The organism is Streptomyces sp. NPDC002446 (genome assembly GCF_053595675.1).
On the sequence record NZ_JBSFYC010000043.1, the window covers coordinates 17,308 to 39,384 of the forward strand.

20 protein-coding genes are annotated in these 22,077 nt (G+C 71.9%); 4 read left to right on the forward strand and 16 right to left on the reverse strand.

All coding sequences use genetic code 11. The features are described from left to right. Positions 1-38: 38 nt before the first annotated feature. The 11 genes from ACWD6P_RS23335 to ACWD6P_RS23385 form a co-directional block, all read right to left on the reverse strand. The gene (locus ACWD6P_RS23335; protein WP_451446083.1) at positions 39-920 is read right to left on the reverse strand and encodes a Pro-rich N-terminal domain-containing protein; all 882 of its coding nucleotides are present in this window, start codon (positions 918-920) and stop codon (positions 39-41) included. A gap of 261 nt (positions 921-1,181) precedes the next feature. Next, positions 1,182-1,631 carry a type II 3-dehydroquinate dehydratase gene (gene aroQ, locus ACWD6P_RS23340; RefSeq protein WP_451446084.1) on the reverse strand — a complete coding sequence of 150 codons (450 nt, stop codon included), beginning with the start codon at positions 1,629-1,631 and terminating at the stop codon, positions 1,182-1,184. A gap of 67 nt (positions 1,632-1,698) precedes the next feature. Then, positions 1,699-2,790, reverse strand: a complete 1,092-nt coding sequence (aroB, locus tag ACWD6P_RS23345) for a 3-dehydroquinate synthase (RefSeq protein ID WP_451446085.1) — start codon at positions 2,788-2,790, stop codon at positions 1,699-1,701. Then, positions 2,787-3,344, reverse strand: coding sequence for a shikimate kinase (locus tag ACWD6P_RS23350; protein WP_451446086.1), 558 nt, complete (start codon positions 3,342-3,344; stop codon positions 2,787-2,789). The genes aroB and ACWD6P_RS23350 overlap by 4 nt, the downstream gene beginning before the upstream one ends. Beyond that, positions 3,341-4,525 (reverse strand): chorismate synthase, encoded by a 1,185-nt coding sequence (gene aroC / locus ACWD6P_RS23355; protein WP_451446087.1) that lies wholly within the window; start codon positions 4,523-4,525, stop codon positions 3,341-3,343. The genes ACWD6P_RS23350 and aroC overlap by 4 nt, the downstream gene beginning before the upstream one ends. A gap of 125 nt (positions 4,526-4,650) precedes the next feature. Next, positions 4,651-5,478 carry a shikimate dehydrogenase gene (locus tag ACWD6P_RS23360; RefSeq protein WP_451446088.1) on the reverse strand — a complete coding sequence of 276 codons (828 nt, stop codon included), beginning with the start codon at positions 5,476-5,478 and terminating at the stop codon, positions 4,651-4,653. After that, positions 5,475-7,181 (reverse strand): endolytic transglycosylase MltG, encoded by a 1,707-nt coding sequence (gene mltG, locus ACWD6P_RS23365; protein ID WP_451446089.1) that lies wholly within the window; start codon positions 7,179-7,181, stop codon positions 5,475-5,477. Before mltG ends, ACWD6P_RS23360 begins: the two co-directional genes overlap by 4 nt. A gap of 128 nt (positions 7,182-7,309) precedes the next feature. Continuing rightward, positions 7,310-7,774, reverse strand: coding sequence for a Holliday junction resolvase RuvX (gene ruvX, locus ACWD6P_RS23370; RefSeq protein WP_451446124.1), 465 nt, complete (start codon positions 7,772-7,774; stop codon positions 7,310-7,312). A 14-nt stretch (positions 7,775-7,788) separates the two neighbouring features. Beyond that, a complete protein-coding gene (gene alaS / locus ACWD6P_RS23375; RefSeq protein WP_451446090.1) occupies positions 7,789-10,458 on the reverse strand; it encodes an alanine--tRNA ligase in 2,670 nt (889 codons plus the stop codon). Then, complete coding sequence (locus ACWD6P_RS23380) at positions 10,458-10,802, reverse strand: DUF6167 family protein (RefSeq protein ID WP_451446091.1); 345 nt, start codon at positions 10,800-10,802, stop codon at positions 10,458-10,460. The genes alaS and ACWD6P_RS23380 overlap by 1 nt, the downstream gene beginning before the upstream one ends. 8 nt (positions 10,803-10,810) lie before the next feature. Further along, positions 10,811-11,245 carry a DUF948 domain-containing protein gene (locus ACWD6P_RS23385; RefSeq protein ID WP_451446092.1) on the reverse strand — a complete coding sequence of 145 codons (435 nt, stop codon included), beginning with the start codon at positions 11,243-11,245 and terminating at the stop codon, positions 10,811-10,813. 178 nt (positions 11,246-11,423) lie between these two features. Here ACWD6P_RS23385 and ACWD6P_RS23390 point away from each other — a divergent pair, with 178 nt between their 5' ends. Continuing rightward, positions 11,424-13,646: an ATP-binding protein gene (locus tag ACWD6P_RS23390; protein ID WP_451446093.1), complete on the forward strand. Its 2,223-nt coding sequence runs from the start codon at positions 11,424-11,426 to the stop codon at positions 13,644-13,646. On the opposite strand, the gene rpsD is transcribed toward ACWD6P_RS23390, so the two are convergent. Further along, on the reverse strand, positions 13,643-14,254 hold the full coding sequence (gene rpsD / locus ACWD6P_RS23395; RefSeq protein ID WP_384429048.1) for a 30S ribosomal protein S4: 612 nt from the start codon (positions 14,252-14,254) through the stop codon (positions 13,643-13,645). The two genes, ACWD6P_RS23390 and rpsD, sit on opposite strands and share 4 nt — an antisense overlap. A gap of 185 nt (positions 14,255-14,439) precedes the next feature. On the opposite strand from rpsD, the gene ACWD6P_RS23400 reads away from it, so the two are divergent. Continuing rightward, positions 14,440-15,231 (forward strand): DUF2470 domain-containing protein, encoded by a 792-nt coding sequence (locus ACWD6P_RS23400; protein ID WP_451446094.1) that lies wholly within the window; start codon positions 14,440-14,442, stop codon positions 15,229-15,231. A gap of 54 nt (positions 15,232-15,285) precedes the next feature. Here ACWD6P_RS23400 and ACWD6P_RS23405 read toward each other — a convergent pair whose 3' ends face one another. From ACWD6P_RS23405 to ACWD6P_RS23420, 4 genes are all read right to left on the reverse strand, one after another. Next, complete coding sequence (locus tag ACWD6P_RS23405) at positions 15,286-16,656, reverse strand: replication-associated recombination protein A (protein ID WP_451446095.1); 1,371 nt, start codon at positions 16,654-16,656, stop codon at positions 15,286-15,288. 84 nt (positions 16,657-16,740) lie between these two features. After that, complete coding sequence (locus ACWD6P_RS23410) at positions 16,741-17,382, reverse strand: vitamin K epoxide reductase family protein (RefSeq protein ID WP_451446096.1); 642 nt, start codon at positions 17,380-17,382, stop codon at positions 16,741-16,743. A 190-nt stretch (positions 17,383-17,572) separates the two neighbouring features. Then, positions 17,573-18,835, reverse strand: a complete 1,263-nt coding sequence (gene hisS, locus ACWD6P_RS23415) for a histidine--tRNA ligase (protein WP_451446097.1) — start codon at positions 18,833-18,835, stop codon at positions 17,573-17,575. 10 nt (positions 18,836-18,845) lie between these two features. Then, on the reverse strand, positions 18,846-19,559 hold the full coding sequence (locus ACWD6P_RS23420) for an MBL fold metallo-hydrolase (protein ID WP_451446098.1): 714 nt from the start codon (positions 19,557-19,559) through the stop codon (positions 18,846-18,848). A gap of 208 nt (positions 19,560-19,767) precedes the next feature. Here ACWD6P_RS23420 and ACWD6P_RS23425 point away from each other — a divergent pair, with 208 nt between their 5' ends. Beyond that, positions 19,768-20,577 carry a peptidylprolyl isomerase gene (locus ACWD6P_RS23425; RefSeq protein WP_451446099.1) on the forward strand — a complete coding sequence of 270 codons (810 nt, stop codon included), beginning with the start codon at positions 19,768-19,770 and terminating at the stop codon, positions 20,575-20,577. Between the two features lie 251 nt (positions 20,578-20,828). Then, positions 20,829-22,058, forward strand: coding sequence for a DUF349 domain-containing protein (locus tag ACWD6P_RS23430; protein WP_451446100.1), 1,230 nt, complete (start codon positions 20,829-20,831; stop codon positions 22,056-22,058). Positions 22,059-22,077 lie beyond the last annotated feature (19 nt).

Here is a 22,077-nt window from a genome sequence, read left to right on the forward strand (position 1 = left end):
CCCGGGGGACGGGGGCGCTCCACGACGACGCGCCCCGTTCACCAGCTGGGCGGGCTGGCGATGGAGCGGGCGACGACGTCGTCCAGCACGCGGACCGTGGTGGCGACGTCGTGCTGGGAGTTGTCGATGATCGGCAGCCCGGAGCCGTACCAGCCGGCCATCCGGCCATGGATCCTGGCGACCTCCTCGTCGGAGAGGCGGCGGTTGCCGGTGCGCCGGGCGTTGCGCTCCAGAACGATCTCCAGGCCGGGCAGCAGCACGATCGGCAGCAGGCCGGGGCCCACATGGCGCTTCCAGCCGCCGAGGCCGACGACCGGGCGGTCGGGGAAGACGGCGTCGTCGAGGATGCAGGAGATGCCGTTGGCGAGGAAGTTGCGGGCCGCGAAGCCGCAGGTGCGGCGGGCGAGGCGGTACTGCGCCTCGGAGTGGTCGTTCCAGCCGGACTGCGGGTCGGCGAAACCGGCCCGGACCCACTCGCGGACGTCGTCGAGGCTGATGTGCGCGGTCGGCACCCGGCGGGTGTCGGCCCAGTGGCGCGCGACGCTGGTCTTGCCGGCTCCGGCCGGGCCGATGAGCAGCACCGCGACGGCCGCCTGGGAGGCGTCGGGCGCGGCGGTGTCCGCGGGCGGGCTGGGCACCGGCACCGGGGCGCCCGCGGGCAGCCGGACATGGCCGGTGAGGTCGGTGGTGCTGTGCCCGGTGGGCGGGGCCTGCTGCGGTGCGGGCCCGTGCCAGCCCTGCTGCGGGGCGGGCTGCTGCGCGGGCGGGGGCGGGGCTGCGGGGACCGGCGGCGGGGCCGAGGGGGCCGGCGGTGAGGTGGGCGGGGCGGGCCGTCCCGGGTTGGGCGTCCAGTGCATGGCAGCCCCGGGTCCTGATGCCGGCCCGTGGGGCGGCAGCGGAGCCCCCACTGCGTACTGCATCCGGTGGCTCTCCGTCTCGTGCGGTCGACGTGGTGCGGTACTCCCCCGGCTACCGCTGGGCGGTGCCCGGCACCGGGTCGGCTGCCCGGTGCGGTGTGCGGTAACCCACCGGCCCCAGGGGGCCGTTGTGCCCCGCGGCTGTCGGCGTGGGTGGTGCTGATGCGAACGGTACCCTCCCGGCACCGGCCGGGCAGGGTCCCGCCCCCCGGCGCGCACCGTCGGAACGACCGGGGGCGGGGCCGAAGTGCCCCTGGTGGTACGTCAGTTGGCCATTTCCTCGGCCAGCGCGCGGAGCGCGAGGCGGTACGAGCCGAGACCGAATCCGGCGACGGTGCCGCTGGCGACGGCCGCGATGACCGAATTGTGGCGGAACTGTTCGCGCGCGTACGGGTTCGAGATGTGCACCTCGATGAGCGGGGCGGTGCGCTGGGCGGCCGCGTCCCGCATTCCGTACGAATAGTGCGTAAAGGCACCCGGGTTGATGACGACCGGGATCGATCCGTCCGCGGCCTCGTGCAGCCAGCGGATCATCTCGCCCTCGTCGTTGGTCTCCCGGACCTCGGCCGCGAAGCCCAGCTCCTTGCCGAGCCGGGTGCACTCCTCGACCAGCCCGGCGTAGGAGGTGGAACCGTAGACATCGGGCTCGCGGGAGCCCAGCCGGCCGAGGTTGGGGCCGTTGAGGACCAGCACCTTGCGGACCGTGGCACTCATGCCGGAACCTCGCTTCGCTCGGCCTCGCGCGCCACGCACCTCTTCACGATGCGCTCACCACGCCCGCTCATGACGCGATCTCGGCGTGGGCGGCCAGCAGCATCGCCGGGTCGGGGCCTTCCAGGACCGTGGGCTTGGCGAGGCCGTCCAGGACGATGAAGCGCAGGCGGTCGCCGCGGGTCTTCTTGTCGACCTTCATCGTCTCCAGGAGCTTGGGCCACTGGTCACCGCGGTAGGTCAGGGGCAGGCCGACGGAGGCCAGGACGGTGCGGTGGCGGTCGGCGGTGGCGTCGTCGAGACGGCCGGCGATCCGGCCGAGTTCGGCGGCGAAGACCATGCCGACGGAGACCGCCGCGCCGTGCCGCCAGTTGTAGCGCTCGTTCTTCTCGATGGCGTGGGCCAGGGTGTGGCCGTAGTTGAGGATCTCGCGCAGACCCGACTCCTTGAGGTCGGCGGAGACCACCTCGGCCTTGACCCGGATCGCCCGCTCGATCAGCTCCGCGGTGTGCGCACCGTCCGGACGCCTGGCCGCCTCCGGGTCGGATTCGATCAGGTCGAGGATGGCGGGGTCGGCGATGAAGCCGGCCTTGATGACCTCGGCGAGACCGGAGACGTAGTCGTGGACGGGGAGGGTGTCGAGGGCGGCGAGGTCGCACAGCACGCCGGCCGGCGGGTGGAAGGCGCCGACGAGGTTCTTGCCCTCGGCGGTGTTGATGCCGGTCTTGCCGCCGACCGCGGCGTCCACCATGCCCAGCACGGTGGTCGGCACGGCGACCCAGCGCACCCCGCGCAGCCATGTCGCGGCGACGAAACCGGCCAGGTCCGTGGTGGCACCGCCGCCGACGCCGACGATCACATCGCTGCGGGTGAAACCGGACTGCCCCAGCGCCTTCCAGCAGTACGCGGCGACCTCGACGGTCTTGGACTCCTCGGCGTTCGGCAGCTGGACGGCGATCGCCTCGTAGCCCTGGGCGGCCAGGTCCTCGCGCAGCGCCTCACCGGTGGCGGCCAGCGCCTCCGGGTGCAGCACCGCCACCCGCCGCACACCGGCACCGATCAGGCCCGGGAGCTCACCGAGCAGCTGCCGCCCGACGAGCACCTCGTACGGGTCGGAACCCGCCGTACCGCCGACCTGGATACGGGTGGCCTGCTCCGTCATGCCTGTTCCTCCCTGTGGCCCGCCTGCGGGGCGTCTCCCGCGACCGGCCGTAGCTCCAATGCGTCCAGGATCGCCTCGACGACCTGGCCGGGGGTGCGCTCCCCCGTGGCGATCACGGCGCGCGCGACCTCGGTGTACAGCGGGCGCCGCCGCTCCATCAGCTCGCGCCACTGCTTGCGCGGATTGACGGCGAGCAGCGGGCGGGGGGCGTCCAGGCCCACCCGCTTGACGGCGTCGGCGAGTTCGACGTCCAGGAACACCACCGGCAGCCCGGTCAGCAGCGCCCGGGTGCCCTCGTCCATGATCGCGCCGCCGCCGAGCGAGAGCACACCCGGGTGGTCGTCCAGCGCGACGCGCACCGCCTCCCGCTCCAGCCGGCGGAAGTGCGGCTCGCCCGAGTCGATGAAGATCTCGGCGATCGGCCGGCCGGCCGTGGCGACCACATCGGCATCGGTGTCCCGGTAGCCGACGCCCAGCCGCTCGGCGAGCAGCGCGCCCACCGTGGACTTACCCGCCCCCGGCGGGCCGATCAGCACGACGACCGGGCACGTCATTTGATCGCCAGGTTGTCGAGGTAGCTGCGCACATTGCGGCGGGTCTCCGGCACGCTGTCGCCGCCGAACTTCTCCACCACGGCATCGGCCAGCACCAGCGCGACCATCGCCTCGGCGACGATCCCCGCGGCCGGCACCGCGCAGACATCGGAGCGCTGGTGGTGCGCCTTGGCCGCCTCACCCGTGCTCACATCCACCGTCGCCAGCGCCCGCGGCACCGTCGCGATCGGCTTCATCGCCGCGCGGACGCGCAGCAGCTCGCCCGTCGTCAGCCCGCCCTCGGTACCACCGGAGCGGCCCGAACTGCGCCTGATGCCGTCGTCGGTGGCCACGATCTCGTCGTGCGCCTTCGAGCCGGGCACCCGGGCCAGGTCGAAACCGTCACCGACCTCGACACCCTTGATGGCCTGGATGCCCATCAACGCGGCGGCCAGCCGGGCGTCCAGACGCCGGTCCCAGTGCACATGCGAACCCAGGCCCACCGGCACCCCGTACGCCAGCACCTCGACCACACCGCCCAGCGTGTCGCCGTCCTTGTGCGCCTGGTCGATCTCCGCGACCATCGCCTTGCTCGCGTCCGCGTCCAGGCAGCGCACCGGATCCGCGTCCAGCTTCGCCACATCCGACGGCTTCGGGTACACACCGTACGGAGCCTTCGCCGCGGCCAGCTCGACCACGTGCGAGACGATCTCGATGCCCGCGGTCTCCTTCAGGAAGGAGCGGGCCACCGCGCCCAGGGCGACCCGCGCCGCCGTCTCCCGCGCCGAGGCGCGCTCCAGGATCGGCCGGGCCTCGTCGAAGCCGTACTTCTGCATACCGGCGAGGTCGGCGTGCCCGGGACGGGGGCGGGTCAGCGGCGCGTTACGCGCCAGCGCCGCCAGCTCCTCGGCGTCCACCGGGTCGGCGGCCATGACCTGCTCCCACTTGGGCCACTCGGTGTTGCCCACCATGACCGCCACCGGAGAACCCAGCGACAGGCCGTGGCGCACCCCGCCCAGGAAGGTGACCTCGTCCCGCTCGAACTTCATCCGGGCACCGCGGCCATAGCCCAGCCGGCGCCGCGCCAGCGCGTCCGCCACCAGCTCCGTGGTGATCGGGACCCCGGCCGGAAGGCCCTCCAGCGTCGCCACGAGTGCGGGGCCGTGCGACTCCCCCGCCGTCAGCCAGCGCAACCTGCTCAACGGTGCTCCTCATGTACTGCTCATCCGCGTACGTTCTCCCCCTGATCCTCCCACGTCGCGCGGGAGGGGCGGCGCCCAGTCCAGAGAACGGACCGGGCGCCGGAAGCCGGGGCCGGCCGGCGGATTCAGCGAGCGGCCAGGGCCGCCTCACCGGCCTCGCGCATCGCCGCCAGCGGGGCCGGAGCGCGTCCGGTCATCTGCTCCACCTGCAGCACCGCCTGGTGGACCAGCAGGTCGAGCCCGCCGACCACCGCGCCGCCGCGGTCGGCCCAGGCGGTGGCCAGCGCCGTCGGCCAGGGCTCGTAGAGGACGTCGAAGAGCGTGCCGGGCCGGTCGGGGACGGCCGCGGCGAGCGCGTCGGTGGTGCCCGCCGGGGTGGTGGCGATGGTCAGCGGGGCCGCGAAGGCCTCGGCGGCCTCCGCCCACGGGGCGGTGCGGACCGCGACGCCGAGCCGCTCGCCCCAGCCGCGCATCTCCTCGGCGCGCGCGTCGCTGCGGACGTACGCGGTGACCTCGCCGGTGCAGATCCGGGAGAGCGCGGCGAGCGCCGAGGAGGCGGTGGCGCCGGCTCCCAGGACGGCGGCCCGCTCGACCTGCCGCACCCCGCGCTCGCGCAGCGCGGCGAGCATGCCGGGGATGTCGGTGTTGTCGCCGACGCGGCGGCCCTCGGGGGTGAGGACGACGGTGTTCACCGCCTCCACGGAGGCCGCGGTGTCACTGATCTCGTCGAGCAGCGGGATCACCGCGCGCTTGAGCGGCATGGTCAGCGAGAGCCCCGCCCAGGTGGCGTCCAGCCGCTCCATGAACGCCGGCAGTGCCGCTTCGTCGACCTCGAAACGGTCGTACGTCCAGTCGTCCAGACCCAGCTCCGCGTATGCGGCACGGTGCAGTACCGGGGAGAGGGAATGGGCGATCGGGGAGCCGAGTACCGCGGCGCGACGTGTGGGGCTCATTGCTTGGCTTTCTCGCGTTCCTTTTCGTAGATGCGGCGGTTCTTCTCGTGCTCTTCGTTCGTCTCGGCGAACAGCGTCTTTTCCGGGTTGATCGAGACGAAGTAGTACCAGTTGCCCTTGGCCGGATTGATGGCGGACTTGAGCGCCACCTCACCGGGATTGCCGATCGGTCCCGGCGGCAGACCCTTGAACTTGTAGGTGTTGTACGGGTCGTTGAAGTTCCGCAGATTGTCGACGGACCCGGTGTCCAGAGTGCTCTGGGACCTCGCGTAGTTCACCGTCGAGTCGAAGTCGAGCAGACCGTAGGTCTCGGTGTTGTCCGGCTTGAGGCGGTTGTAGACGACGCGTGCGACCTTGAGGAAGTCGTGCTTGTACTTGCCTTCGGCCTGGGTGAGGCTGGCGACGGTGAGCAGCTGCATCGGCGAGGAGAGGTGCAGCTTCTGCGCGCTCCCCGTGAGGTCGATCTTCTCGTAGACCTGATTGGCCCGCGCCACCATCTGCTTGAGGACCGCGGCCGGCTTCGCGTTGTCGCCCACGCTGTAGGTGGACGGGTAGAGGAAGCCTTCCAGCGGGTCTTTTATCTTCGCGGAGTCATTGGCCCAGGACGGCAGGCCGAGGTTCTTGGCCTGGCTCTTGGCGACGTCCTTGGTCGTGCCCGCCTTGAGTTTGAGCTTCTTGTCGATGAGTTTGTAGACCTCGCCGGCCCGCAGTCCCTCGCGGATGGTGAGGCCGTTGCGGCTCTTGGGGTCCAGCATCAGCTCGACGGCCGCGGCGGCCGACATGTGCTTGCGCAGCGAATACGTTCCCGGCTGCAGAGTCTTGTCGCCGGCCGCCTCGCTGAAGGCGCCGGCGCTCTTGACCACGCCGTTCTTCGCGAGGATCTCTCCCATTGCCGAGATCGGCGAACCGTCCGGAATCTCGACCTGGATCTCGCCCGAGCCCTCGCCCTCGTAGTCGGGGGCCGAGCCGAAGTGCGCCATGAAGAAGTCGTAGCCGAAGTAGCCGACGGTCCCGACGGCTCCGGCGAAGACCAGGGTGACGACCAGGCAGGCGGTGCCGCTGCGGCGCTTGTTCTTCTTGTTCTTCTTGCCGCGGCGCTCGCGGCCCGAACGGCGCCCCTCGGGCGGGTCGTCGTCGTGGTCGTCGTGGCCGTCGTCGTACGAGCGGCCGTCGTCGTACGAGCGGCCGTCGTCCTCGGCGAAGAACGGGTGCTCCGGCTCGGGATCCGCGCGCCAGTCGTCACCGGCGCCGTGCGACGGCTCGTCGTATTCCGGCTCGACCCGGCCCTGCGGATGCCCCTGCTGCTGGTACTGCTGCTGTTGCTGCTGGTGCGGGGCCTGCTGCTGGTGCGCCTGCTGGGACTGCGGCTGCTGATAGGCGGCCTGATGCCCGTAGTAGTCCTGGCCCGAGTAGTCCTGGCCCGCCCCGCCGTACGGATCGGCCGGCGGCTGCTGCCCGTAGGGGTCGTACGGGTCGTACGGCAGCTGCCCGGTCTGCGACCCGTCCCAGCCCGCGTCGTAGTGCTGCTGGGGATGCTGCTGCCGGGGACCCGTGTACTGCTGGGGGGCGGAGTGCTGCGGGGCGGGTTGCTGCCCGCCCCACTGAGGCTGCTGCGCCTGGCCTCCGTAGGGACCCTGGTCTCCGTAGAGCGGGTCCTCGGGATGCCACGGTTCGGAGCCGTAGCCCCGGCCATACTCGGTCATCGATCCCCTAGAGCCGAGAGGCGGTGCGCTCCGGTCCGGCAGCGCGCTTGCTGTATCGATCCGCCTCTACTTGCACGTGCGGCTGTTCGAACCGCCGCCACATCGCGCGGCACGTTACCGTATCGCGATCAGATGACCACTTCGACGCTCTCGCCGGGAGCCTCCCCGGAGGTCCGCTCGGTCTCCAGCGCGCTCTGCAGGATGACCACCGCGGCCGCCTGGTCGACCACCGAGCGGCCCTTCTTGCTGCGCACGCCGGAGGCCCGCAGGCCCTGGGTCGCGGTGACCGTCGACATCCGCTCGTCGACCAGCCGGACCCCTACGGGTGCGATGTTCCGCGCCAGCTCCTGGGCGAAGGCCCGGACCTTGGCCGCGGCCGGCCCCTCTCCCCCACTGAGGGAGCGGGGCAGGCCGACCACGACTTCGAGCGGCTCGTACTCCTCGACGATCGCCTTGAGCCGGCGGTGCGCCGCCGGGACGTCCCGTCCCGGCACGGTCTCGACCGGGGTGGCGAGGACCCCGTCGGGGTCGCACGAGGCGACCCCGATCCGGGCGTCCCCGACATCCACGGCGATGCGCCGGCCGCGTCGCATCTCACTCACCGGCGTCAGGCCGCCTCGGCCACGAGCCGCTCCACGGCCTGGATGGCGTCCGGTACCGCGGCGGGGTTCTGGCCGCCGCCCTGGGCGACGTCCGGCTTGCCGCCGCCACCGCCGCCGAGCGTCTTGGCCGCCGTACGGACCAGCTCGCCGGCCTTGATGCCGCGCTCGCGGGCGGCCTCGTTGGTGGCGATGACCGTCACCGGACGGCCGTTGGCGACCGAGAACAGCGCCACCACGGCGGGCCGGTCACCCTGGATCCGGCCGCGGACGTCCAGGACGAGCTTGCGCAGGTCGTCGGCGGAGGTGCCGTCCGGGACCTGGCCGGCGGCCAGCGCCACCCCGCGGACGTCCTTGGCGCCCTCGGCCAGCCCGGCGGCGGCCTGCAGCACCTTCTCGGCGCGGAACCTCTCGATCTCCTTCTCGGCGTCCTTCAGCTTGGCCAGGACACCGGAGATCTTCTCCGGAAGCTCCTCCGGACGCCCCTTGACCAGCTCGGTGAGCTGGGAGACGACGGTGTGCTCACGGGCCAGGAACCGGTAGGCGTCCACGCCGACCAGTGCCTCGACACGGCGCACGCCGGAGCCGATGGAGGACTCGCCCAGCAGCTTCACCAGGCCCAGCTGGGCGGTGTTGTGGACGTGCGTGCCGCCGCACAGCTCCTTGGAGAAGTCGCCGATGGTCACCACGCGGACCCGGTCGCCGTACTTCTCGCCGAACTCGGCGATGGCGCCCTGCTTCTTGGCGTCCTCCATGCTCATGACCTCGGCGTGCACGTCCAGCTCACGGGCGAGCACGTCGTTGATCTTCTGTTCGACGTCGGTCAGGACCGAGCCGGGAACGGCGGTCGGCGAGCCGAAGTCGAAGCGGAAGCGGCCCGGGGAGTTCTCCGAACCGGCCTGGGCGGCCGTCGGGCCCAGGGCGTCGCGCAGCGCCTGGTGGGTGAGGTGGGTGGCGCTGTGGGCACGGGCGATGGCGCGCCGGCGGTTGACGTCGATGGCGGCGTACGCGGACGAGCCGAGCACCACCTCACCGACCTGGACGACGCCCTTGTGGACCGTGACACCGGGCACCGGCTGCTGGACGTCGCGGACCTCGACGACGGCGCCGGAGTCCAGCTTGATCCGGCCCTGGTCGGCGAGCTGGCCGCCGCCCTCGGCGTAGAAGGGGGTGCGGTCCAGGACGACCTCGACCTCGTCGCCCTCGTGGGCGGCGGGCGCCGGGGCGCCGTTGACCAGCAGGCCGACGACCGTGGACTCGCCCTCGGTGGCGCTGTAGCCGGTGAACTCCGTGCTGCCGGACTTGTCGGCGACCTCGCGGTAGGCGGACAGGTCGGCGTGGCCGTGCTTCTTGGACTGGGCGTCGGCCTTGGCCATCTCCCGCTGCTTCTTCATCAGCCGGCGGAAGCCATCCTCGTCCACCGAAAGGCCCTGCTCGGCGGCCATTTCGAGGGTGAGGTCGATCGGGAAGCCCCAGGTGTCGTGGAGCAGGAAGGCCTTGTCGCCGGGCAGGACCGTGGAGCCGGCGGTCTTGGTGTCCGTGACCGCGGTGTCCAGGATGTTGGTGCCGGCCTTGAGCGTCTTGAGGAAGGCGGCCTCCTCGGCGAGGGCGACCGTCTCGATCCGGCGGCGGTCCTGCAGCAGCTCGGGGTACTGCTGGCCCATGGTCTTGATGACGACGTCCAGCAGCTCGCCGACGACCGGGCCGGTGGCGCCGAGCAGGCGCATGTTGCGGATGGCGCGGCGCATGATGCGGCGCAGGACATAGCCGCGGCCCTCGTTGCCCGGGGTGACGCCGTCACCGATGAGCATCGTGGAGGTACGGATGTGGTCGGCGACCACACGCAGCGAGACGTCGGTGGCGTTCGAGGCGCCGTAGCGGACGCCGGTGAGCTCGGTGGCCTTGTCGATGACGACGCGCAGGGTGTCCGTCTCGTACATGTTGTGCACGCCCTGCAGGATCATCGCGAGGCGCTCGAGGCCGAGGCCGGTGTCGATGTTCTTGCTGGGCAGCTCGCCGAGGATCTCGAAGTCCTCCTTGCCGGTGCCCGCGCCGCGCTCGTACTGCATGAAGACCAGGTTCCAGATCTCCACGTACCGCTCGTCGTTGACGGCCGGGCCGCCCTCGACGCCGAACTCGGGGCCGCGGTCGTAGTTGATCTCGGAGCACGGGCCGCAGGGGCCCGGCACGCCCATGGACCAGTAGTTCTCCTTCATGCCCAGCCGCTGGATGCGCTCCTTGGGCACTCCGACGACCTCGTGCCAGATGCGCTCGGCCTCGTCGTCGTCGAGGTAGACGGTGATCCACAGGCGCTCGGGGTCGAGGCCGTAGCCGCCGTCGGCCTGCGAGCTGGTCAGCAGCTCCCAGGCGTGCTTGATGGCGCCTTCCTTGAAGTAGTCGCCGAAGGAGAAGTTGCCGCACATCTGGAAGAACGTGCCGTGCCGGGTGGTCTTGCCGACCTCTTCGATGTCCGGCGTACGGACGCACTTCTGGACGCTGGTGGCGGTCTTGTGCGGGGGCTTGACCTCGCCGAGGAAGTACGGCTTGAAGGGGACCATGCCCGCGTTGACGAGCAGCAGCGTCGGGTCGTCCGCGATGAGCGACGCCGACGGCACGACGGTGTGCCCGCGCTCCTCGAAGAAGCGCAGCCAGCGGCGGCGGATTTCAGCCGACTCCATCAGTGGTCCTCTTTTCCAGTCGGTCCGGTCAGACCGTTCGGTCCGGTTCTTCTCGTGGTTCGGTACTGCGGGGGGAGCACCGCGCGGCGCGGTGCGGGCAGCTCGCGCACCTCGGCCGGCTCGCTGAGCCCGAGTGCGTCGTGCAGCTGCTCTTCACGGTCCGCCATTCCGGTCCGTACGTCCAATGCAAATTGACGCAACCGGTTTCCGGTCTCGACGGCCTTCTCCGCGGCCTGCGCGGCGAGGCTGTCGGGCTGCAGCTTGCGCAGCTTTTGGTGGACCTTGTTGGTGGCCCACACCCCGGCGGCGGCGCCGGTGGTGAACCAGAATGCGCGGCGGAACATCGCTGTGATCAGTCCTTGGAGCGACGGTTGCGGCGCCCGCCGCGGCGGGCGCCGGGCAGGGTACGGCCGACGACGACGGTGCGCTTGGGCTCCGGCTCGCCCTTCTTGCCGATCGCGCGGCGCACGCCGTAGCCGAAGGCGGCCACCTTGACCAGCGGTCCGCCGAAGGCGGAGGAGACGGTCGAGGAGAGCGCGGAGGCGTTGGCGGTGACCTCCTGGACATCGGCGGCGATGGCGTCGACGCGGGCCAGCTGGGTGTGCGCGGAGCGGACGGTCGCGGAGGCGTCCGCGAGGAGCGGGACGGCCTGCTCAGACACCTCGGCCACCATCTTGGTGGTCGCCTTCAGCGTCTGCGCGAGCCTCACCAGCACCAGGGCGAGGAACGACACGAGGATCGCCCAGAAGACGGCCACGAGGATCCCGGCCACCTCTCCACCGGACACGTTGGCACCACTCTCCGACTGGTTTGGTCTGGTCTCGTCCTGCTCGGACGGCAACCTTGACCTTATCGCGCCGTGACTGTCCGTCCGTACCCCGTTCCCCGCGTCACGGGACCGGTGCGGCCCGGAGGCGGGCGCATGATTGTACGGTCCGCATCCCGCCGAGTACGCTCCGTGTGCCATGCGACGCTTCCCGCGCCCCGGGCCCTCTCCTCGTCCTTCCTCCGAGCGCCTGCGGGCGCCGGGCGGGCCGGGAAATCTCCCCGCGGAGACCGACCGCTTCATCGGCCGCGCCGACGAACTCTCCGCGCTGGCGCGGCAGCTGGAATCGGCCCGGATCGTCACCCTCACCGGTCTCGGCGGCGTCGGAAAGTCACGCCTTGCCGCCCGCGGCGCCGCGATCTTGCAGGATCGCTTCTGCGATGGGGCGTGGCTGATCGGACTGGACTCCCTGCGCAAGCCGCACCTCCTGGACCACGCCGTCGCCGAGGCGCTGGCGCCGGACGGCCGCAGCGGCCGTCCGGTGCGCACCGCGCTCGGCGACCACCTCGCGGACCGTGAGCTGCTGCTCGTCCTGGACGGCTATGACCACCTGGCCGACGCCTGCGCCGAGCTGGCCCTGGAGCTGCTGCGCCGCTCCCCCGGGCTGCGGGTGCTGGCCGCGGGCCGGCGCCCGCTCGGGATCCCGGGCGAGCACGTCCTGCCGCTGGGGCCGATGAACCCGGCCGACGCCGCCGCGCTGTTCGCCGACCGCGCCGCCGCGGTCGTCGCGGGCTTCACCGTCGAGGAGCGCGACGAGGCCGCGGTCGGCGAGCTGTGCCGACGGCTCGACGGCATTCCGCTCGCGCTGGAACTGGCCGCGGGCAGGCTGCGCGCGCTCTCCGTCGACCAGGTGCTGCACCGCCTCGACGACCGCTTCCGGCTGCTGACCGGCAGCACCCGGGGGGTCGTGCCCCGCCACCGGGCGCTGCGGACCACGATCGGCTGGAGCCATGAGCTGTGCACGCCCGCACAACGGCTGCTGTGGGCGCGGCTGTCGGTCTTCGCCGGGCAGTTCGACCTGGAGGCGGCGGAGTACGTCTGCTCGGGCCCGGAGCTGCCGTGCGAGGAACTCCTGGACGTCGTCGCCGAGTTGGTCGCCCAGTCGGTGCTCGTACGCGAGGAGACCGCGACCGGGGTGCGCTACCGGATGCTGGAGACCGTACGGGCCTACGGCGCCGGCTGGCTGGCCGCGACGCAGGACGGCGACCGGCTGCGGCGCCGGCACCGCGACTGGTACCTGGGGCTGGCGACCTGGTGCGAACTGGACTGGTTCAGCTCGCGGCAGGCCGAGATCGCCGCCCGGATCGAGGCCGAACTGCCCAATCTGCGGGTGGCGCTGGAGCAGAGCCTGGCGACCGCCGCCGATACGCATCTGGGCCAGTATCTGGCGGGCACCCTGTGGTTCTACTGGGTGGGCTGCGGCCGGCTCTCGGAGGGCCGGCACTGGCTCGACCGGGCCCTGGAGCTGGAGAGCGACCACGACGAGGCGCGGCTGAAGGCGCTGTGGGTGACCGGCCATGTCGCGGTGCTCCAGGGGGACACCGTCGGCGCGCTCGGGGCGCTGCGGGAGTGCAGCGAGAAGGCCGAACGGACCGGGAACGCCACCGCGGCCGCGTACGCGCTGCACCGCACCGGCTGCCTGGCCCTGGTCTGCGACGACCTGCCGCGTGCCGAGGAGCTGCTGCGCGGCGCGCTGGCGCGCTACCGGGAGATCGGCGAGCTCAGCGGTACGGCGCTGATGGCGCAGCTCGCGCTGGCGATGGCGGCGGCCTTCCAGGACGAGCTGGCGGACGCGGTGCGGCTGTGCGAGGAGGTGCTGGAGGTCTGCGAGGACCACGGCGAACGCTGGACGCTGGCCTCCGCGCAGTTCGTACTGGCCTACGCCGCCTGGTCCCGGGGCGACGGCGGGCGGGCCCGCGCGCTGCTGGAGGAGTCGCTGGCCATCGACCACACCCTCCACGACCTGCTGGGCGCGGTGCTGGCGATCGAGCTGCTGGCGCCGGTGATGCTCGGCGAGGGCGATGCGGAGGAGGCCGCGGTGCTGCAGGGCGCCGCGGGGCGGATCTGGCCGTCGGTGGGGCTGCCGCTGTTCGGCTCGCGCCACTTCGGCCGGCTGCACGCGCGGTGCGAGGAGCAGGCCCGGCAGCGGCTGGGCGACGGGCGCTACGAGCGGGCGCTGCGCACGGGCGGACGGCTCGATCTGGACGCGACGGTGGACCGGATCCTGCGGCGCACCGGCCGGCCTGCCGCAGCACGCCGTGCGGTGCGCCGCGCGCCCGCCACGCACGAGCCCGCCGCCTCCCCCTCCGCGAGCGGCGGGGAGACGGCGGGCCGGGACGGTGCTGCGCCTGCTGGTGCTTAGCGGGCGTAGTACTCGACGACGAGCTGCTCGTCGCAGATCACCGGGATCTCCTTGCGGTTCGGGTCCCGGTCGAGGCGGAACGCCAGAGCCTGCAGGTTGACCTCGAGGTAGCGCGGGGTCTCGCCGTCGGGGGCGTAGCCACCCTCACGCGCGACCTGGAAGGGGTGCTTCTCGCGGCTGCGCTCGCGGACCATCACGACGTCGCCGGGGCGGACGCGGAAGGACGGCTTGTCGACCTTGCGGTCGTTCACCGAGATGTGGCCGTGGACGACCATCTGACGGGCCTGGTAGATCGTGCGGGCGATGCCCGAACGCAGGACGAGCGCGTCCAGACGGCGCTCAAGCTCGATGATCAGCGCTTCGCCGGTCTTGCCTTCGACCTTCCGAGCGCGGTCGTAGGCGCGCGCCATCTGACGCTCGCTGATGTCGTACTGCGCACGCAGACGCTGCTTCTCAAGCAGCCGGACCTTGTAGTCACTGTTCTGCTTGCGGCCACGGCCGTGCTCGCCGGGCGGGTAGGGACGGGCCTCGAAGTACTTGACGGCCTTCGGCGTCAGCGCAATGCCGAGCGCGCGCGACTTCTTGACCTTGGGACGCGACTGGTTCACGTGGAACGGACCTCCGTGTAAGTTAGGTGAGGCTTACCTTAGCGCGAGGAGAACGCATGTTTCGACCTGGGATCCCCCTGCCCAGTGCTGGTCAGAGCACCGAGGCGGGTCAGCCGCGTCCCGTGGAAGACGCCCGGCAGCCGACCGCCGCCGAGCGCGTACGAACCCTCGTCGAGTCCCATGGTATGGCATCTTTGAGCGTCCCCGGTGTCGAGGATCCCGACGAGACGGGGCTCTCGGCTCCCGTCTGCCGGACCGTCACACCGGGCGGAGACGTGCTGTTGCTGGTCCCTGGGGACTCTGCGGCCGCTCGGGCGGCCGCGCACGCGCAGGATGATGATCTGTCCGCAGTGATGGAGATCACTGATGTCGCGCCCGTTTCTGTGCCCCATCGCATCCGCGGACGGGCCTGGGTGGCCGGCTGGCTGACCCCCGTGCGCAACGAGCAGCGCGCCGAGGCGGCGATGCTGCTCGCCGAGCGGCACCCCGTCGGCGAGCTGCTCGGCATCGGCGAGGCGCTCCAGCCGGACCCGGCGCCGGGGCTGTACGGGCGACCCGCCTGGATGATGCTGCGCCTGGAGGTCGGTGAGGGCGCGGTGGACGACCTGTGGGGCGCCGAGGCCGTCGAGCCGGACGACTTCGCCGACGCGGAACCCGACCCGCTGGTCGCCCACGAGGCGGAGCTGCTGCAGCATCTGCACTCCGCGCACAGCGAGCAGGTACGCGGGCTGTGCGCCCTGCTGGGCGAGCGCGGCCGGGTCTGCGGGCTGCGCGACCGGGCCGTACCCGTGGGCCTGGACCGCTTCGGGCTGCGGGTCCGTTTTGTCGGGGGGTCCGGGGGCCGTGCCGCGGGAGACCGCGGCACGGCCGCCGAGCAGCACTCCTTCGACGCCCGCTTCGACTTCCCGGAGCCCGTCCGGGACGTGGCGGAGCTGCGACGGGCGATGCATGTGCTCTTCGAGGCGGCGGCCGAATAGACCCGGGCGGCCGCTCGGCGAGGGGCCGCCGGGTCGCCCGTTCCCGGCACCGGGCTATTCGGCGGCGCCCTCGCCCGCGGCGCCGCGCAGGCGGGAGCGCACCCGCTCGGCCACATCGGCGTAGCGCGCCTCCGCGCCATGGCGGGTGGGCTCGTAGTACCGCTTGCCGTGCACCTCGTCCGGCGCGTACTGCTGGGCCGCGATGCCGCCCGGCAGGTCGTGCGGGTACTGGTAGCCCTGGCCGTGGCCGAGCTTCTGGGCGCCCTTGTAGTGGCTGTCGCGCAGGTGGGGCGGGACCGCACCGGCCCGGCCGGCCCGGACGTCCGCCAGCGCGGCGTCGATGGCCAGATAGGCGGCGTTGGACTTCGGCGCCAGGGCGAGCGCGATGGTGGCCTGGCTCAGCGTGATCCGGGCCTCGGGGAAGCCGATCATCGCCACGGCCTGGGCGGCGGCGACCGCGGTCTGCAGGGCCGACGGGTCCGCCAGGCCGATGTCCTCGCTCGCCGAGATCATCAGCCGGCGGGCGATGAACCGCGGGTCCTCGCCCGCCTCGATCATCCGCGCGAGGTAGTGCAGCGCGGCGTCGACGTCCGAGCCGCGGATGGACTTGATCAGCGCGCTGGCGACGTCGTAGTGCTGGTCGCCGTCCCGGTCGTACTTCACCGCGGCACGGTCGACGGACTCCTCCAGGGTCTGGAGGGTGATCTCCTTCTCGCCCTTGGCCAGCGCGGATCCGGCGCCTGCCTCCAGGGCCGTCAGCGCGCGCCGGGCGTCCCCGCCGGCGATGCGCAGCAGATGCGCCTCGGTGTCCTCGGGGAGGGTGACCGCGCCGGCCAGACCGCGCGCGTCGGTCAGCGCGCGCCGCAGCAGGCCGCGCAGATCGTCGTCCGTGAGCGGTTCCAGCGTCAGCAGCAGCGAACGCGACAGCAGCGGCGAGATCACCGAGAAGTACGGGTTCTCGGTCGTCGCGGCGATCAGGGTGACCCAGCGGTTCTCCACGGCCGGCAGCAGGGAGTCCTGCTGGGCCTTGCTGAAGCGGTGGATCTCGTCGAGGAAGAGGACGGTCTCCTTGCCGAAGCCGCCCGAGGCCCGCCGGGCACCGTCGATGACCGCGCGGACCTCCTTGACCCCGGCCGTGATCGCGGAGAGCTCCACAAAGCGCTTGTTCGTCGCCTGGCTGACGACATACGCCAGAGTCGTCTTGCCGATGCCGGGCGGCCCCCACAGGAACACCGACGACGGCCCCGCGGGCCCGCCGCTCCCCTCGCCCACCAGCCGCCGCAGCGGCGAGCCCGGCTTGAGCAGATGCTGCTGGCCCACGACCTCGTCGAGGGTGCGCGGACGCATCCGCACGGCGAGCGGGGACCCCGCAGGGTCCTTCTCCTGGCGGTCTTCGGCGGCGGCGGTGAACAGGTCGGGTTCCACGTCCACGAGCCTATGGCACCCCACTGACAACGCCCCGGCCGCCGTCATGGACGGGCCGGGGCGCGGGGCGGCTGGCAGCCGGGCTCAGATCAGCGTGCTCCAGTACGACCACCACTTGGTGAGGATCAGCAGGGCGATCACGCCGTACCAGAGCACCGGCACGACCCAGTGGAACTCCAGCACGGTGCGGCGCAGGCCCTCGGGGGCCGGGATGATGCCGTGCTTGAGGTTGTGCGCGGTGGTGTACCAGAACATCAGGATCGTGACGCACCAGGTCAGCGTGCACCACAGGCACAGCGCGTTGATGCTGTACAGCGACTGGGTCATCAGCCACATGCAGAAGACCGCGGCGAGCCCGGTGCCGACGTTCAGCCCGATCCAGTACCAGCGGCGGAAGCGGGCGCCGGCGAGCAGGGCCATGCCGATCGCGATGACCACGCCGAAGCCGACCAGGCCGGCAAACGGGTTCGGGAAGCCGAAGACCTCCGCCTGCTTGCTCTGCATGACGCTGCCGCAGGAGATGATCGGGTTGAAGCTGCAGGCCGGCTTGAAGTTCGGGTCCTTCAGCAGCTCGATCTTGTCCAGCGTGATGACCCAGGCGGCCAGGGCGCCGAGCGCGCCGGTGATCACCAGGAGCAGCGCATAGCCCCGGCCCGAGCCGATGGTGCCGGTGCCGCTCGCGTGGTCGTCGTCGATGGACACGTCGTCAACCGCTGTCGTCGTCATATGGCCGTTCCGTCGGTCGGTGGGGAGATGAGGCCGGGCGGCCCGCGCAGCGGCGGGCGCGCCCTTCATTGTGCCCCAACTGCGCAACGACCCACCGTTCGCTGCGCATAAAGAGACGGCAGCTCAAGCGAGTGATTCCGGGCGCCGGCGGTTGACGGCGCCACCGGGCCGTGGCGCCGTCGTGACGGCCTCAGCCCAGCCGGCGCCGCACCTCGTCGGCCACCGCGTCCAGTGCGACGGGCGTCTGCTCGCCGCTCTGCAGGTCCTTGAGCTGGACGACGCCCTCGGCCAGATCCCGCTCGCCCGCCACCAGCGCCAGCCGTGCGCCGGAGCGGTTGGCGGACTTCATGGCGTTCTTCAGGCCCTTGCCGCCGTAGGCGAAGTCGGTGGCGACGCCGGACCGGCGCAGCTCGGTGACCGTGCCGAACAGCACCCGGCGGGCCTCCTCGCCCAGCGGGACCGCGTAGACGGCGGTGGCGGCGGGGATGTCGAGCGTGATGCCCTCCGCCTCCAGCGCCAGCACCGTGCGGTCGACGCCCAGCGCCCATCCGACGGACGGCAGCGCGGGGCCGCCGATCATCTCCGACAGGCCGTCGTAGCGGCCGCCGCCGCCCACCGCGGACTGCGAGCCGAGGCCGTCGTGGACGAACTCGAAGGTGGTGCGGGTGTAGTAGTCCAGGCCGCGGACCAGCTTCTCGTCGTCCTCGAAGGCCACGCCCGCCGCGGTCAGCAGCTCGCGCACCTGCTCGTGGTACGCCTTGCAGGACTCGCACAGGTAGTCACGGAGCATCGGCGCCCCGACGAGCCGCTCCTGGACCGACTCGCGCTTGTCGTCCAGGACCCGCAGCGGATTGATCTCGATCCGGCGGCGGGTGTCCTCGTCCAGCTCCAGACCGCGCAGGAAGTCCTGCAGCGCGGCACGGTAGACCGGGCGGCACTCCTTGTCGCCCAGGGAGTTGAGCAGGATGCGGAAGTCGCGCAGCCCCAGCGTGCGGTAGGCCTGGTCGGCCAGGATGATCAACTCGGCGTCCAGGGCCGGGTCTTCGGCGCCGATGGCCTCGGCTCCGACCTGGGAGAAGTGCCTGTAGCGGCCCTTCTGGGGGCGCTCGTAGCGGTACTGCGAGCCCGAGTACCAGACCTTCACCGGCAGGTTGCCCGCCTTGTGGAGGTTGGACTCCAGGACGGCACGCAGCACGGGCGCGGTGGTCTCGGGGCGCAGCGCGAGCCGGTCGCCGCCCTTGGTCTCGAAGACGTACATCTCCTTGGTCACGATGTCGGTGGACTCACCGACACCGCGCGCGAACAGCTCGACGTTCTCGAAGCCGGGCGTCTCGATGTAGCCGTACCCGGAGTTCCTCAGCGGCGCGGCGATCGCGTCGCGCACCGCGAGAAAGGTGGCGGACTGCGGCGGAATCAGGTCGTACGTGCCCTTGGGGGCCTTGAAGGTGCTCACGGAAGCTTCGTCACATTCCTCGTCGTGGAGCGGCGCTGAAGCCGTCTCCGAGGCCGGCGGCCACCTCCCGCAGGAAGGGGTTGGTGGCGCGCTCGCGGCCGATGGTGGTCTGGGGGCCGTGGCCGGAGAGGACCACGGTCGAGTCGTCCAGCGGGAGGCATACGCGCTCCAGCGACCGGAGGATCTCCGCGTGGTCGCCGCCCGGCAGGTCGGTGCGTCCGATGGAGCCGGCGAACAGCAGGTCGCCCGAGAAGAAGACCGGCGGAACGTCCGCCTGCTCGGGCATCCTGAACGTCACCGACCCCTTGGTATGGCCCGGTGCGTGCGCGACGGAGAACTCCATTCCGGCGAGCTCCAGGACGGTGCCGTCGCCGAGCTCCTTGACGTCGTCCGGCTCCCCCACCGTCAGTTCGCCCATGAGCTGCTGACCGATGGAGCGCCCGAGGGCCCGCTCCGGGTCGCTCATCATGTAGCGGTCCTCGGGGTGGATCCAGGCCGGGACGTCGTGCGCGCCGCACACGGGGACGACCGAGGCGACATGGTCGATATGGCCGTGTGTGAGGACGACCGCGACGGGCTTGAGCCGATGCTTTCTGACCGCGTCCTCGACTCCTTGGGCCGCCTGGTGGCCCGGGTCGATGATGACGCACTCCTCGCCGGCGGCGGGGGCGACCAAGTAGCAGTTGGTGCCCCAGGCCCCGGCGGGGAACCCGGCAATCAGCACGTTCGTCCTTAAAGATCGGTGTGGAGGGCGGTCCGCAGGGCCGCTCCCGGACATCTCGGCAGCTCCAGAGCCTACCGGCGGGACTCCCGGCAGGGCGAACCCATATACGGTACGGCCACGGCGGACGGCGGCGATCGCGGCCCGCAGGCCTCGATTCCCGGACGCCGCTGTGCGGACACCTCGACGATCGGACTGAAGGAGACGACCGGTGGTCAGCAAGGATCAGCGGCGGCGGCAGCTCGCCAGGGAGAAGTTCGAGCGCCAGCAGCAACGGCGGTCCGCGGCCCGGCTCAAGTCCAGGCGCCGCAATGTGATCATCGCGTCCGCGGTGGCCGTCGCACTGGCCGCCGGCGCCGCCGCCTACGCCTCGGCCGGACTGGCCGGCGACGGCGACCGGGCGGCGCCGTCCGCGGCACCGGACCCGTGCGGCAAGCCCGCGAAGGGCACACCGTCGAAGAAGACCTGGAAGAAGGAGCCGGCGATGTCCCTCGACACCTCGGCCTCCTACTCCGCGAAGCTGGCGACGACCTGCGGCACGATCGAGCTGAAGCTGGACGCGGCGAAGGCGCCCCACACGGTCAACTCGTTCCGTTTCCTGGCCGGCCAGGGCTACTTCGACCACAGCCGCTGCCACCGCCTGGTGGACCAGGGCATCCACGTCCTGCAGTGCGGCGACCCGACGGCCACGGGCAAGGGCTCGCCCGGGTACACCATCCCGGACGAGAACCTCAAGGACCCCCGGCTCAAGGGCGGGGTGTATCCGGCGGGCACGGTCGCGATGGCCAACACCTACGACGGGCAGAACGAGAAGACCCGCAACTCCGGCGGCAGCCAGTTCTTCCTCGTCTACCAGGACAGCGAGCTGCCCCCGAACTACACACCGTTCGGCACGATCACGGGCGGCATGGACGTCCTGCGCAAGATCGCCGACGCCGGTTCGACGCCCGACCCGCAGACCGAGAACACCGCGCCCAACGCCACCGTCGTGATCGACCGGGCGACCGTCGGGAAGTCCTGACCGGCCGGGCGGGGCGGGAGCGGCCGGGCCCCGCCCCGCACGTGGACCACGGAATTTCGGTCGCGCTGGATGCGGACAGCCGACCGCCGGTCGCCTAGATTGGCGTGTGGGTAGGGTGCCTGCTCCGACGGCTGCCACCCTCACCCGCAAGACAGCCCGTCGGACCGGCCAGGGCGCGGCTCTGCCGGACAGAAACTGTGGACGATGCCGGGGGGCGTACGCCTGCGCCGGCATCATGTGGAGGAGGCGCTGTGAGCAGCGACCCATGGGGCCGCGTCGATGAGACGGGGACCGTGTACGTGCGTACCGCCGATGGCGAGAAGGTCGTCGGATCGTGGCAGGCGGGCACTCCCGAGGAGGCCCTCGCCTACTTCGAGCGCAAGTATGAGGGCCTGGTCGTCGAGATCGGCCTCCTCGAGCGGCGGGTCAAGACCACCGACCTGTCGGCGAAGGACGCGACGGCCGCCATCGACCATCTGCGCCAGCAGGTGGACGAGCACCACGCGGTCGGCGATCTGGAGGCGCTCGGGAAGCGGCTGGACAAGCTCGTCGAGGCCGTCGAGTCGCGCCGCGAGGAGCGCAAGGCACAGAAGGCCAAGCAGAGCGACGAGGCCCGCCAGGCCAAGGAGAAGCTGGTCGCCGAGGCCGAGGAGCTGGCGGCCAGTGAGCAGTGGCGGGCGGCCGGCGAGCGGCTGCGTGCGCTGGTGGACACCTGGAAGGGGCTGCCGAGGCTCGACCGCAAGGCGGACGACGAGCTGTGGCACCGCTTCTCGCATGCCCGCTCGGCGTTCTCCAAGCGGCGCAAGGCGCACTTCGCGTCGCTGGACGCGCAGCGCGAGGAGTCCCGCAAGGCCAAGGAGAAGCTGGTCGCCGAGGCCGAGGCGCTGTCCAGCTCGACGGACTGGGGCGCCACCGCGGCCCGTTACCGCGAGCTGATGGCGGACTGGAAGGCCGCGGGCCGCGCCCAGCGCGAGCACGAGGACGACCTGTGGAACCGCTTCCGCGGCGCCCAGGACATCTTCTTCCAGGCGCGCGGTGAGGTCTTCGCAGAGCGCGACGCCGAGCAGCGGGAGAACCTGACCCGCAAGGAGGAGCTGGCCGTCGAGGCCGAGAAGCTGCTCCCGGTCTCCGACCTGAAGGCCGCGCGGTCCGCGTTCCGGTCGATCAACGAGCGGTGGGAGGCCATCGGCCACGTCCCGCGGGACGCCCGCCCCAAGATCGAGGGCCGGATGCACGCCGTGGAGCGGGCCATCCAGGAGGCCGAGGAGGCCGAGTGGCGCCGTACGAACCCTGAGGCGCGGGCCCGCGCCGCGGGGCTGACCGGCCAGCTGCAGGACGCCGTCGACAAGCTGCAGAAGCAGATCGACACGGCGCGGGCGGCCGGCAACGACGCCAAGGCCGACAAGCTCGGCCGCGAGCTGGAGGGCCGCAAGGCCCTGCTGGACCAGGCGCTCAAGGGCCTGGAGGAGTTCGGCGGCTGATTTTTGCGCCTAACCCGGC